Genomic DNA, 13,034 nt, shown 5'->3' with positions numbered 1-13,034 from the left:
CGAGTCCCTCGGTCACCGGGGTGTGCACGGCCGTGACGAGCACACCCGCGTCCCGCACCGCGAGTTGGATCGCGTCGTCCCGGGACGGGGGCGCGGGCACGGTCGCCGCGCCGGGGGCACTGGTGAGGGTCGCGGCCGGTAGGCGCTCGGCCGAGTGGGCGTCGATCGGTTCGAGGAGCAGCCCGGCGGTCCGCCCGACGAGCCGGGACGGGCATTCGGACTGGTCACCCGGATGTCCGAGGTAGACGGCGGGCCGGTCGAACCGGACGCAGGCGTGCGGCCGGGCGGCCAGGTCCACGACCGGCCAGCTCGCCGGCACCTCGACCCGGTAGCCCTGGTAGCTCACCGTGCGACTGCGCTCCGACCCAGGGTCGCCGACCGGATCGTCGGCCAGACCGGCCCGCGCCGGAAGCACCGCCATCGTCGAGCCGGCGGCCACGGCGAGGAGACCGGTCAGGCCCGCCACGGTTCGCTTCATCCGAGCCTCCTTGGAGGAATCCTTACTCAGCACCGCCATGCTTGAAGAATTCCTACCAGACATCGACGCCGGGCGGTAGAGTCGCGCCACCGGTCCGCGCCGGTACCCGTGACTGAGCGACAACACCGCAGAGATCGTCGCCGCCGAGACACCTTCCGACAGGAGCCCCGCATTGGCCGCTTCCGCACGCCGGCCGTACCGGCTTCACCGCGACGTGCAGCCGTCGGCCGTCGACCACACAGTGGCCGGCACCAGGTCCAACCACCTGGCCCTGTACGGCTTCATCACCTACTGAGCATTCCGGGACCGGTGCCGTCGGCGGACGTACCACCGACGGCACCGGGCCGGCTCGTCCCCTTCACGGCCGGTCCCCTGCCGTCGTCCCGGCGAGCCCGTCGGGGACGCCCGCGGTCGAACAGTGGATCAGCCGGGACCTGCCGGGACCGGGTCAGTGCCGCAGCGGGTGGACCGCCTGGAACAACGAGATCCACTGCTCCGGCCAGACGTACCCGACCAGGATGTCGGCGGAGATCCGGTTGGCCCGCAGCGCGGCGTCGACCCGGCGGTCCGGATAGCCCCGGTGCAGCGAGGCCCGCAGCGAGCCGCCCACCCCGCTGAAGCCGAGCGCGACGAACCGCTGGTAGTCGGCGAGCTGGCCGGGCGGCAGCAGCTGCACCGGCCGGCGTTCCAGCCGGAGGATCCCGGAGTCGACCCGGGGCATCGGCCGGAACCGCTCCCGAGGGATCCGGCCGGCCAGCCGCCAGTCCAGCCAGGGCCAGGTCCGCACGGTCCGCTGCGTCCACCGGCCGTAGTCGCCGGAGCGCTTGCGGGCGTACTCGAGCTGGGTGACCAGGGTCGCGGTGGTCAGTTGGGGGGCGTCGACGCACCAGTCGACGATCCGGCTTGTCGAGGCGTACGGGATGTTGCCGACCACCGCGAACGGTTCGGTGGGCGGCCGGGCCGCGACGAAGTCGCCGGGCACGAGCCGGAGCCCCGGCTCGGCCCGGAACTCCTCGTCGAGCCGGGCGAGCAGGGTCGGGTCGATCTCGTACGCGACAACCCGCCGGCAGCGCCGGACCAGTTCCCTGGTCAGCGCCCCCTGCCCGGCGCCGACCTCCAGGATCAGCCCGTCCGGGTCCGGGCGGGCCGCCGTGACGATCTGCGCGATGGTCCGCGCGTCGCGCAGGAAGTTCTGCCCGAGCACCCGACGCGCCCGGTCCGGCCCGGTACGCCGCACCGCCGGTTCCCCCGCCCGGTCGGGTTGGCTACGGGCGGATGGCTGGCTACCTGGGGATGCCTGGCTACCGCCGGCCGGGTCGCCCCGTCGGGCCTCCGGACGGTTCTCCCGGTTCGGCTGGTGATGCGGAAGGCTTTCCCGGTGCGGTCGGTGATGCGGACGGTTCTCCCGGTTCGGTCGGTGATGCGGATGGTGCTCTCGGTTCGGTCGGTGATGCGGCACAGCCGTGTCCTCCCGCCCGGGCGTTCCGGGCCGGTCTGCGGACAGGCGGGCACCACGGCCACGACCTGTCCCGGATGGATCAGGACTCGGATGACCCTGGACGTGCGGAGATGTCAGCGGCTCACACCGCGCACACCGGCTTCCGGACATTGACCTGCCGCGCCGTGCCGACGGCTGCGTCGGGCGGTCGGGTGAGGTCACGGCGCGATGTGCCGCCGGAGAGACGGGTCCGGAGCCCGCCGCATCCGCGTCAGCGGCTTCGGCGGTCGGACCTGGGCTCGGTCGCTCTCAGCCAGCCAGGGCGGCGTGGCCGACGCGGTGCCGGAGCAGGAGCTGGATCGCCTGGTCAGCGGTGCACGTCCCGGTCAGGGACCCGCGGATCAGGGCGTGGAAGGTGCCGGACATCTGACCACCGTAGCCCAGTGCGCCGGGGCCGGACCAACCGGTTTTCCGCCCGCATCCGCGATCATCGGGGGCGCCGCGGTCGTGGTGTCGTCTACCTGCCACGACACTCCAGCGGGTGGACGTGATCACGGTCCGGGGCCGGCGTTAAGGTACCCGGATGGAAAAGCCCACCGTGGGTCTGGTCGACGGTCCGCCGCCGACCGACCTTGTCATCGAGGACATTACGATCGGCACGGGCCAGGAGGTCCAACCGGGCCAATGGGCCGTGGTCCACTACGTCGGGGTCTCGTTCGACACCGGCGACGAGTTCGACGCGTCGTGGAACCGCGGTTCGCCGTTCAGCTTTCCGGTCGGTGGCGGCAAGGTCATCGAGGGTTGGGACCAGGGCGTACTCGGGATGCGGGTCGGCGGCCGGCGCAAGCTGGTGATCCCGCCGCAGCTCGGCTACGGCAACCAGGGCGTCGGCAACCGGATCAAGCCGGGCGCGACCCTCGTCTTCGTGGTCGACCTGGTGGACGTCAAGTTCTGACCCGGCCCGACCTCTGGCCTGCTCCGACCTTTGACCTGCTCCGACTTCAGATCCGCTCCGAACCGACCGGGGTACGTCCGCCCCGGCCGACGGGCCCGGGACGCTTCCGTCGTCCCGGGCCCGTCTTCTCAGCGGCCGGCGCCTCAGAAGCCGAGCGCGCCCCGGCCACCCACCACCGGCAGCGTCAGGGTGCTCGACTTCGGCAGTACGGTCAGCTGGGTGCCGGGCAGCGGCAGCAGCGTGTACTCCTGGTCACTGGAGAAGACCACCAGGCCGATCCGGCGCCCGGCCCGGAACACGTAGTCCTTCGGTTCCATCTCCCAGCGGTAGTCGGCCGCCCGGCCCGGCCGCAGCGGGCGGCCGTGTGCCTCGCCGGTCCGGTTCTGCGGGTCCAGCCAGCCCCGGGTCACCACCACCGGCGCCTCGGTGGATCGGGCCGGTCCGTAGTCGACCAGGTAGCCGGTCAGGTTGGCGGCCGTCCGGTTGTCGACGGAGAGGCGTACCCGCAGCTCCGGCCGGCCGGAGATGCGCACGTCCCGGGCCAGCCCCGGGGAGGTGTAGACCAGCCGGTGCGGGTTGCCGGCGTCCGGCCCGGCCACCAGGTCGGCCGGCGGGATCGTCCGGCCCGAGTCGACCAGGCTCTGCGCGACCCGGCCCCGCGCACCGTGCCCGACCAGCCGGCCGGGTGCGCTCGGGTCGTCCGCCGAGAGCCCCAACGACACCTCCCGGGTCGCCGGGTCCGGCCAGTCCCGGTAGCTGGCGTAGACCCGGTCCTCGCGCTGCACCACGGCCCTCGGCTCGGCCATGACGTCGTTGTCCACACCCCACAACCAGTAGTCGAACCAGCGGTTCTCGGTCTGCTTGTAGGTCCAGGTCCGCCCGTCCGGCAGGGTCACCGTGGCGGTGTTCCCCGGTCCGCTGTGGCCGCCCTGGTGCAGCCACAGCTTGCGCGGCACCCCGTACCGGTCGAGCTGGTCCCACCAGTCGGCGAACTGCCCGGTCTTGACGTTCCAGTCGTTCAGGCCGTGCACCACGAAGACACTGGCCCGGACCTTGCCGGCCCCGGGCAGATAGTCCCGGTCCCGCCAGAACCGGTTGTAGTCGCCGGTGACCCGGTCCTGCTCCTCGGTGATCTCGGCGATCTCGTCGGCACAGCTTCCCTCGGACCGGGCCTGCCCGGCCGTGTACATGGTGAGGATGTCCGCGTCCTCGCCCTGGTATCCGCCGGGTGCCACCACCAGGCCGTTGGCCCGGTAGTAGTCGTACCAGTTGCTGATCGCGGCGATCGGGACGATCGTCTTCAGCCCCTCGACGCCGGTGGTCGCCACCATGTTCGGCAGGGTCCCGTTGTAGGAGCCGCCGGTCATCCCGACCGCCCCGGTGGTCCAGCCGGCCCGCACCGGTGCGCCACTCGCGTCGTACGCCCGGGCCCGCCCGTTCAGCCAGTCGATGATCGCCTTGGTGCCCAGGATCTCGGCCGCGTCACCGGTGGTCGGGCAGCCGTCGGAGTCGCCGGTACCGATGCTCTGCCCGAGCACCACCGCGTAGCCGCGCGGCACGTAGTAGTCGTCGAGCTGGCCGGGCAGGTTCACCTTGGCCCGCAGGACGCCAGGGTCTTCCGCCCGCCGGGCCGAGGCACCGGCCGACCTGCTCTGCGGTAGCTCGTCGACCAGGACGCTCGGATAGGGAACGTCGTTCCAGGTGTCCTTCCGGTACGGCGAGTGCTCGAAGATCACCGGCACCCGCAGGCCGGCGGTGGCGGTCTCCCGGGGGCGGGAGATGTCGGCCACCACCCGGTCGCGTCGACCGTCGTGGTCGGTGTCGAGCGGGGTCTCCACCCAGACCCGCTCCTCGACCGCGTCCGCCAACGAGAAGACCGGCTGGGTCATGCCGTCCTGCACGACGATGCCCGGTGGTGGCGTGTTCGGGGCGGCGTGGGCCGGGACCGGTGCCACGACCAGGGCCAGGCCGATCGCGTACGCCCCGAGAATCCTGCCGGGACCTGCTGTTGGCATGCGCTTGCTCCTTTCGGCCGGTCCTCGCGGGCTGGCGCCCGGCGCCACGCACGCCGTCGGCGGACCGGTGGTCACGGTCGCCGAACGAAACTGTCCGATTCGGACGGTGTGGCGCGTTCCGGGGTTGCCGGAACGGCCGGGCGGGCGGGCCGAGGACGGCTGGCTTCGACGGAAAGAGTTTGCCGATGACGGGGGACGGTGCCGGCCTATCCTAGATAGGCCAGGCGCATCCGTCGATCGGTGGCCCGATACCGCCACTCGGTCGTCGGCTCGGATCGTCGATCGGGGCGACGCCCGTCGCTCAGCCGTCGGCTCGGATCGTCAACCGGGTCCAGGCACCGAGGTAGACCCGGTCACCGTCGCCGAGCGGGACCGGCGTGGCGGCGACGATCGGTGGCGTCGAGGGGTCGTTCAGGTAGGTGCCGTTGGCGGATCCCAGGTCCACCACCGCCCAGCCGTCGGGCTGCGGGACCAGCAGCGCATGCAGGTGGGAGACGCCCGGGTCCTCGGGCGGCCCGGTCAGGTCGATGTCGGGACGTACGCCCCGGGAGCGGCTGCGGCGGCCGACCAGCATCTGCCGGGGTTCCAGGGTGAACCGCCGTGCCACCACGAAGCGTGGGAAGGCCAGGCTCCCCGCCTCCGCCCCGCCGAACGACCTGACCAGGTCGAAGTAGCCGGCGTCCGCGTCCACCACCAGTTGCCAGCTCCGCTCCGCAGCGGCGGCCGTCGGGGCGGCAGGGGTCGGGGCAGCGGGGGCCGGGGCGGCAGGGGTCGGGGCAGCGGGGGCCGGGGCGCCAGGGGTCGGGGCAGCGGGGGCCGGGGCGCCAGGGGTCGGGGCGGCGGGGGTCGGGGCGCCAGGGGTCGGGGCGGCGGGGGTCGGCGGGGTCAGCAGGAAGTCGTAGCCGTCCTCCTCGCAGAACCGGCCCACCCGCGCGGTACCGCAGACCGGACACGGAACTGCCACCCCGGCCTCCGGGCCCGGGTGCGCTCCCCCGGCTTCCTTCGACCCGGACCCGGCACGGTCACCCTGCATCGGTACGCCGCAGACGTCGCAGTAGTCCGTTGTGGACGACTCGTGCCCCCGGGAGCAGGTCACCGGCTCACTCCTGCTCCTTCTTCACCCGTACCGTCTTCACCGACCGCACGTCGGTCAGCTCGGCGTCCAGCGCCGACACCTGCCGCTTCAGCCGTACCGTTCCGGTCGGGGCGTCGATGACGTCGACGACCCGGCCGAGCAGCATCGCGGTCTCGTCGTGTCCCGACTCGGCCGCCAACTGCACGGCCCGGCCGAGCCGGGCGGTCGCGGTCTCCTCGTCGCCGGCCTCCCGGGCCCGCAGCCCTTCCTGGATCGCGGCGGCGAGTTCGGCCTGCCCGGTGTAGTGCGCCACCTGCGGACTGATCCGGGTGGAGAGCGCGGTGTCGTCGGTCCACCTGGCCGGGATCAGCCGCTCGGTCAGGACCTGACCGGCGCTGACCAGGCTGACCCGGGCAGCCAGCACCTCCTCACCGACCGCGTCGGGGCGCAGGACCACACCGATGTGGAATTCGCGCGTCTCGGCACCCCAGGCGCCGGTCGGATAGTCCCCGATCCGGGCACTGACCGTCGAGCGGCGGCCGGTGAGTTCCGCCACGTGCGGAAAGACCTGCTTGACCATCCGTACCGTCGCACCGGCCGGAGTCCAGATCCGCAGCGCGACGTCGGCGACCCGCTTGCCCATCGCGGCCGCCGTCATCGCCTGGAAGGCGGCCGGCAACTGCGCCGGGTGTTCCAGACCGTCGGCCGTGCCGAGCAGGGCCGAGGCGATGGTACGCAGTTCGCCGGCCACCCATCCGTTGCCGATGCCCCGGCTGTCGCAGACGAACCGCCCCTCGCAGGCGGCGAGCACCCGGCGCAGATCCTCGGGTCGCTCGTGCTCGTTGCGTCCGTCGGTGAGCAGGATTGCGTGTCGGACCTCGGTGGGACAACTGGCGAAGAGCCAGTTCGCCAAGTCCAGCCAGCGGCCGATGGCGGTGCCGCCGTCGGCCCAGAGCCCGGCGACCGCCGCCTTCGCCGCCGCCCGGGTCTGCGCGTTCGCCGGCACCATCGCCGGATGTGCCGGGTACACCATCCGGGCGACCGCGGTGCCGGAGACCACCGCGAAGGCCACACCCTCGCGCAGCGTGTCGATGGCGACCGCGGTGGCCCGTTTCGCCTCGGCGAGCTTCGTCGGTGGCATCGCCATCGAACCCGAGGTGTCGATCATGATCACCTGTGCCGCCGTCGGGGCGGCGGCCGGATCGCGCAGGTCGGGCCCGGACGCCGTCACCGTCAGGATCGCGTCCACCACCTGACCGCCGGCCGGCAGGTACTCGTTGTGGTCCACCTCGGCGACGAACCGTGCCATCCCGGCCATCCGCCCGCTCCCGGCGATCATCCGGCCGGTGGGAACGGCAGCACCGCGACGGCGATGTTGTCGTGCCCGCCGGCCTCCACAGCGAACCTGGTCAGATCCTTGGCGATCGCGATCGGCGTGGCACCGCCCGGTCCCGGCACCCGCGCCGCCAGCGCCCCGGCGTTGGGCAGGTAGTGCGAGAGCCCGTCCGAACAGATCACCAGCCGCCCCGACCGGCCCGGCTGGAACGTCACCACCTGCGGATCGGCGTCGCCGGAGTCGGCGCCGAGCCACCGGATCAGCGCCTTGGACGTCGGATCCTGCTCGGCACCGGGTGGCACCGGCCGGCCCGCCCGGATCTGGCCGACCACCGAGTCGTCCACGGTGAGGCAAACCGCCTCGTGCACCGCACCGTCCGGACCGAGCCAGTAGGCGCGGCTGTCACCGATCCAGCCGACCGTGACCGAGTCGGCGCTGACGACCGCGGCCACGAAGGTGCAGCTGGGTGGAACCTGCCCGTCGTCGTGCAGCGCGGTCGCCCGGGCGGCGGTGGCCGCCGCCCGGCCGGAGGAGAGCACGGCGTCCGGGCCGGTGGCGCCGTTGCCGAGTGCGGAGAGCAGTGCGGCCAGTCCCGCCTCCGCCGCCGCGTGCGCCGCGAGGTCGGCGCGGAGCGATGTCGACACCCCGTCACAGACCACCGCCGCGATGCCCCGGCCGAACCGGCCGACCGTGACCGCGTCCTCGTTGCGGCGCCGCCGAGCCCGGTCGGTGACGGCGGCGACGGCCCCCAGGTCCAGATCGGCGCGGTCCCGACCCACCGACGACCGTTGTCCACAGTGGTCACAATGGCCGGAGCTGCCGGACGGCGAGGCGCCGCACCCCGGACAGGGCTGGCCCACCGCACGCGACGAGAGCCAGGGACCGGGCGGGGCGACCGGACCGGACGGATTCACCGGTCCGGCGCCGACGACCGCACCGCTGGTCGACACGGCCGCATGCCACCCCCCGGCCGGCCCCGCCGGCGCAGGCGGAGCCGACGGTACCGGCGGACCGCTCCAGCCCGGCGGGCCGGACGGTACGGGCGGAGCCGACGGTACCGGCGGACCGCTCCAGCCCGGCGGGCCGGACGGTACGGGCGGAGCCGACGGTACCGGCGGACCGCTCCAGCCCGGCGGGCCGGACGGTACGGGCGGAGCCGACGGTACCGACGGGCCGCTCCAGCCCGGCGGGCCGGACGGTACGGGCGAGCCGTGCCATCCCGGTGGGCCGGAGGTTGCCGGCGGCCCGGTCCAGCCGGAGGAGGCCGGCACGGCTGGCGGGCCGGCCCGACCGGTCGAGGCGGGTGGTGCCGGCGGCGGCATCCAGTTGGCCGAGCCGGGCGGTGCGGAGGGCTGCGGCCAACCGGGCGATGCGGCCGGAGGCGGGCCGGACGAATCGGCGGAGCCGGCGAGTGCCTCCAACCGGGACAGCGCGGTCGGCCCCGACAGGTCGGCCAGCCGCAGCAGCTCGGTCGACTCCGGCAGGTCCACGGCGGCAGGCGTCTCGACCCGGGCGGAGCCGGCGGCGGTAGCCGCCCTCGACGGGTCCACCGGAGTTCGCGTACCGGACGCCCCGGACGGCCCGGCCGGATCCGCCATCGGCAGGCGTTCCAACTCCCGACCGCAGAACTCGCAGTACCGGTGTGCCGGGTCGTCGGGTGCGCCGTGTTCCGGACACGGCTTCGGCAGGCTGCCGGCGGCGCCGGCTCCGACGGCGGTCACACCAACGTCCTCGGCCGGACCGCGTTGGCGTGGTCGACGAGCGCGATCCGCAACTCCGGGTCACGGGAGAGCTGGGCCAGCGTCCGGTACGCCCGCTCCAGCCCGAACCGCAACCCGCGCTCGGAGAGTTCGTGCCCCAGCAACCGTGCTGCGGAGGTCGCTGCCGACCGGCTCCGTACCCAGGCCAGGGCGACCTCCAGCACCTCGATGGTGAGCCGGGTCTGCCGCTCGACGTCGAGGCCGAGCCGCTCCAGCCGGGCGGACGCCCGCAGCAGGTCGTCCGGCCCGGTCGTGCCGGCCGCCAGTCCCGGCAGGCTGGCCCGGACGGCGGCGACCTGCGCCGCCACGTGCTGACTCGAACTGTCCGGCACCTGGTCGAGTACGGCCAGCGCACCCACCCGGTCGCCGATCAGGAACCGGATCCGGGCCAGCCCGAACGCGGCACTCAGATAGCTGTGGTCGACCCGCCACACCCGGTCGTAGAGCCGGGTCGCCAGCTCCCGGTCGCCGGTGCACTCCGCGCTGACCGCCAGCGCCAGCCGGGCGGCCGGCTCGCCCGGCAGGGCGTCGTAGACGGCGTCGAAGGCGACCCGGGCGTCACCGGGACGGTTCGCGGTCAGCGCAGCCAGGCCCCGGTACCAGTCCACCCGCCAGTCGAACGGGTCGGCCGCGGCCAGCCGGTCCAGGTCGGCGGCGGCTCCGGCCAGGTCACCGGCCTCGATCCGGGCCCGGGCCAGCCGCAGCGCCACCTCGACACTGCGTACCGGTGCGGCGGTGAGCTGCCGGACCAGTTCGGCCGGGTCGGTCGCGCCGAGCGAGGCGAGGAAGCCGGCGCCCGGATCGAGCACGTCGACCTGCGGCAGCGGCAGCGCGGCGGCGACCACCTGCGGCGCCGGTGCGGTCGCCCCGGGCGGTATCCCGCCGCCCGCGCCCCAGGCCCGGCCCGCCACCGCCCGGCCGACCTCGCCGGCCTCGGTGCCGAAAGCACGCCGTTCCGGGGTGAACTGCCGGGACACCGCCGGTCGGGGTACCCCGTCGGCGGCGGAGAGCACCTCGCGCAGTACGCCGAGCAGTTGCTCGCTCATCTCCGCGGCACTGGCGAAGCGGCGGTCCGGATCGGGGTGGGTGGCCCGGCGCAGCAGCCGGTGGTACGACATCTCGGCGGCGAACAGCGGCACCTCGGCCGGCTCCGGCAACCGGTTGGCGTACGTGCTGGAGAAGCCGCGGAAGTCGATGCTGAGCACGGCCAGCGCCCGGCCAACGGTGTAGATGTCGGAGGCGACCGAGGGGCCGAGCGTGCCGATCTCCGGCGCCTGGTAGCCGGGTGTGCCGAAGATCGCGCTCGCGCTGTCGTCGACGTGCCGTACCGCGCCCAGGTCGATGAGTTTGAGCTGCTCCTCGGCGTGGATGACGTTGTCCGGCTTGAAGTCGCAGAAGAGCAGGTTGCGGTCGTGCAGGTAGTCGAGTGCGGGCAGGATCTCGACCCCGTAGGCGATCACCTCGGGCAGCGGCAGGGCACGCTGGCCCGTCTCCCGGCGCCGGGCCATCAGCATGTCCCGCAGCGACTGGCCGCCGACGTACTCCATCACGATGTAGCCGACGGGGGTGCCGGTGCGCGGGTCGGGATGCTCGACGAAGTCGTGGATCTTGACGATGTTGGGGTGGTCCAGCTCGACCAGGAACCGGCGCTCGGCGACGGCCGAGGCCATCGCGTCCTCGTCGGAGGTGTTGATCAATCCTTTGAGTACCACCCAGCGGTCGCTGACCGTGTCACTGACGTTGCGGTCCCGGGCCAGGTAGATCCAGCCGAGTCCGCCGTAGGCGAGGGCGCCGAGGATCTCGTACCGCCGGTTGATCAGGTCGCCGGGTTGGAGCCGGGGCAGGAAGGAGAACGGGGTACCGCAGTGCGGGCAGAAGCCCTCGGCCAGGCCCGGCCGGTCGTCCCGGCTCCGCCCCACCGGCTTTTCACAGCGCACGCAGTACCGTCGGGACTCGGCGACCCTCGGCTCGGCCATCACCGCCGTCCCCGGATCGCGCAGCGGCACCCGGGCGATGTCGACCAGCCCGGCGCCGAGACCGCCCCGGGAGGCACTCCGGGACCGGCTGGAACCCCGGGAGGAACTCGTCGTCCCCCGGCTGGGCATGGTGCCGACCCCGGTCGACGCGCCACCGCGTCCGGTACCGGTCGACGCCGGAGCCTGTCCGGTCGAGGTCGGCCCCGGGCCCTGTCCGGTACCGGACGACGCCGGTCCCGCCCCCGGTGCGGACGGAACCGGCGGCTGGCTGCCCGGCGTACCGCCCTGGGCGGGCACCGAGGCCCGGCCGGTTCCGGTCGGCACCGAGGCCCGCCCCGTACCGGTGGGCGCCCCGGCCCGGCCGGTCCCACCGGTAGGCCCGACCGAACCCGTGCCCGTACCCGCCGACGTGCCCGGGTCGGTAGCCGTCGAGCCGGTGTTCCCGGGCACCGCCGTCGAGCCGGCCGGGGCCCGCCGACCACACTCGTCGCAGTAGCCGTCGGGCAGGTAGGAGCCTGGGCAACCGGGCCGCAGGCAGCGGGTGCTCATGCTGGGGCTCCCTTCGCACCGGGCGCGGGCCGCCCGGTGAGGTCGTTGAGATGACGCTGGTACGCGACCACCGCCCGGGTCGCCGCCGGCAGGTCGCACGGGCTGGTGTAGAGCAGGTCGCGGGCCAGGCGGTGTCGGGCGGACAGTTCGGTGTGCTCGATCAGGCCGAGTCGACCCGCCTTGGCCCGGTACGCGTCGAGCCGACCTCGAAGCTCGGCACGGCGGCGCAACAGCCCGTCCGCCGCCTCGTGCGACTCCGCCAGCCGCTGCCGGGCGGACACGACGCCACGTTCGAGCGCGGCCAGCTCGGTGCCGACCTGACTCCACCGGTGCTCCCGGTGCAGCTGGCCGAGTTGGGCGAGCTGGGCCCGCAACGCCGGAGTCGGATTCGGCGGCAGTTCGGGCAGCCCGGAGTTGGCGATCTTGACCTGCGCGAGTCCGTGCACGCGGGAGGTCTCGGCCGCCGCCGCAGCGAGCTCGTCCAGGTCGGCCGCCAGTCGCGCCGTCCGCCCGGGGTAGCCGGTGCGCAGTGCGACCAGTTCGGCAAGCTCGGAGGTCAGGGCGGCGACCTCGGCCTCGAAACGCCGCAGCCGGTCCCGGACGGCGGTTGCGACCGGTCCGTTCCCGGCCGCGCCGAGCGGATCGGCGAGCGCATCCGTGTACGCCTCCTCGACCGCCCCAGCAAGCCGGCCGAGCCGATCGGGTTCGCCGGGTGGGTCGAGCCCGTCAGACCGGTCGAGCCGGTCAGACCCGTCGAACCCGTCAGACCCGTCGAGTCCCTCGACCCCGTCGAGCCCGTCCGTCCGCAGCCGTCGCAGCGCCTCGGTGAGCCGTCCGAACTGTCCGGCCAGTCGGGCCCGCGCGGCTTCCAGCTCGCCGAGCGTGCCGGCGAGCGCGTTCGCCTCCGCCTCGATCCGCCGGGCCAGCTCGGTCAACCCGATCCGCTCGGCCGGAACGGCGGCCAGACTGCCCGGTACCGACCCGCCACCGGCCGAACCTCCCGGCATCGACCCGCGGACAGCCCGGCCATCCAGCACCGACCCGCCGACGCCTGGAAGCTCCAGCGCCGACCCGCCGACGGCGGGATCGTCCAGCACCGATCCGTCGGCGTCGAGCGCGACCACTCCGTCGGCGTCGAGCGCGACCACCGGCGCACCGAGCAGGTGGGCGAGTTCGGCGAGTTCGGTGTCGCCGGGGCGGGCACGGCGGGCACGAACCTCGCGGGCCTGGCCGAGCAGGGCTCCGAAGGCGGCGAACTGGGACCAGAGCGCCCCGGTCCGGGCGTGAGTGACGGCGGCGAACCGGGCGGTCTCGCCGGTGAGCCGGGTGGCCCGCAGCAGGGCAGACTCGGGCCGACTGTCCAGGGCGTACATTGCCGCCGAGGCGCGGTTGTGCGCCGCACCGAGCGCGTCGAGCACCCGGTCGACCTCGGCTCGACCCATTGGTGGCGGC

10 protein-coding genes are annotated in these 13,034 nt (G+C 74.0%); 2 read left to right on the top strand and 8 right to left on the bottom strand.

Annotated features, from left to right (window positions below; translation table 11 throughout):
• The first annotated feature begins 650 nt into the window (after positions 1–650).
• Positions 651–773, top strand: coding sequence for a hypothetical protein (locus O7626_RS13465; protein WP_278061510.1), 123 nt, complete (start codon positions 651–653; stop codon positions 771–773).
• A 153-nt stretch (positions 774–926) separates the two neighbouring features.
• Here O7626_RS13465 and erm read toward each other — a convergent pair whose 3' ends face one another.
• Complete coding sequence (erm, locus tag O7626_RS13460; protein WP_278061509.1) at positions 927–1,715, bottom strand: ErmE/ErmH/ErmO/ErmR family 23S rRNA (adenine(2058)-N(6))-methyltransferase; 789 nt, start codon at positions 1,713–1,715, stop codon at positions 927–929.
• Between the two features lie 784 nt (positions 1,716–2,499).
• Here erm and O7626_RS13455 point away from each other — a divergent pair.
• Entirely contained in the window at positions 2,500–2,871 is a 372-nt protein-coding gene (locus tag O7626_RS13455; protein ID WP_278061508.1) for an FKBP-type peptidyl-prolyl cis-trans isomerase, read from the top strand.
• A 143-nt stretch (positions 2,872–3,014) separates the two neighbouring features.
• On the opposite strand, the gene O7626_RS13450 is transcribed toward O7626_RS13455, so the two are convergent.
• The 7 genes from O7626_RS13450 to O7626_RS13420 form a co-directional block, all read right to left on the bottom strand.
• Positions 3,015–4,886: a Xaa-Pro dipeptidyl-peptidase gene (locus O7626_RS13450; protein WP_278061507.1), complete on the bottom strand. Its 1,872-nt coding sequence runs from the start codon at positions 4,884–4,886 to the stop codon at positions 3,015–3,017.
• Positions 4,887–5,187: 301 nt separating this feature from the next.
• Entirely contained in the window at positions 5,188–5,850 is a 663-nt protein-coding gene (locus O7626_RS13445) for an FHA domain-containing protein (protein ID WP_278061506.1), read from the bottom strand.
• 136 nt (positions 5,851–5,986) lie between these two features.
• Complete coding sequence (locus tag O7626_RS13440; protein WP_278061505.1) at positions 5,987–7,279, bottom strand: VWA domain-containing protein; 1,293 nt, start codon at positions 7,277–7,279, stop codon at positions 5,987–5,989.
• Between the two features lie 17 nt (positions 7,280–7,296).
• The gene (locus tag O7626_RS13435) at positions 7,297–8,076 is read right to left on the bottom strand and encodes a protein phosphatase 2C domain-containing protein (protein ID WP_278061504.1); all 780 of its coding nucleotides are present in this window, start codon (positions 8,074–8,076) and stop codon (positions 7,297–7,299) included.
• 22 nt (positions 8,077–8,098) lie between these two features.
• Positions 8,099–8,659, bottom strand: coding sequence for a hypothetical protein (locus tag O7626_RS13430; RefSeq protein WP_278061503.1), 561 nt, complete (start codon positions 8,657–8,659; stop codon positions 8,099–8,101).
• 355 nt (positions 8,660–9,014) lie between these two features.
• Entirely contained in the window at positions 9,015–11,582 is a 2,568-nt protein-coding gene (locus tag O7626_RS13425; RefSeq protein ID WP_278061502.1) for a tetratricopeptide repeat protein, read from the bottom strand.
• Entirely contained in the window at positions 11,579–13,024 is a 1,446-nt protein-coding gene (locus O7626_RS13420; protein ID WP_278061501.1) for a hypothetical protein, read from the bottom strand. The genes O7626_RS13425 and O7626_RS13420 overlap by 4 nt, the downstream gene beginning before the upstream one ends.
• Positions 13,025–13,034: the final 10 nt, after the last annotated feature.

The organism is Micromonospora sp. WMMD1102, from assembly GCF_029626265.1.
GTDB lineage: Bacteria > Actinomycetota > Actinomycetes > Mycobacteriales > Micromonosporaceae > Plantactinospora.
The sequence above is the reverse complement of the archived record's forward strand: the minus strand, read 5'-3'. Positions and strand labels throughout refer to the sequence as shown.

What these genes read in the sequence shown, in the direction of transcription:
- O7626_RS13425 (WP_278061502.1), bottom strand. Translation starts at nt 11,582, where the DNA reads ATGAGCACCCGCTGCCTGCGGCCCGGTTGCCCAGGCTCCTACCTGCCC.
- O7626_RS13450 (WP_278061507.1), bottom strand. Translation starts at nt 4,886, where the DNA reads ATGCCAACAGCAGGTCCCGGCAGGATTCTCGGGGCGTACGCGATCGGC.
- O7626_RS13420 (WP_278061501.1), bottom strand. Translation starts at nt 13,024, where the DNA reads ATGGGTCGAGCCGAGGTCGACCGGGTGCTCGACGCGCTCGGTGCGGCG.
- O7626_RS13440 (WP_278061505.1), bottom strand. Translation starts at nt 7,279, where the DNA reads ATGGCCGGGATGGCACGGTTCGTCGCCGAGGTGGACCACAACGAGTAC.
- O7626_RS13455 (WP_278061508.1), top strand. Translation starts at nt 2,500, where the DNA reads ATGGAAAAGCCCACCGTGGGTCTGGTCGACGGTCCGCCGCCGACCGAC.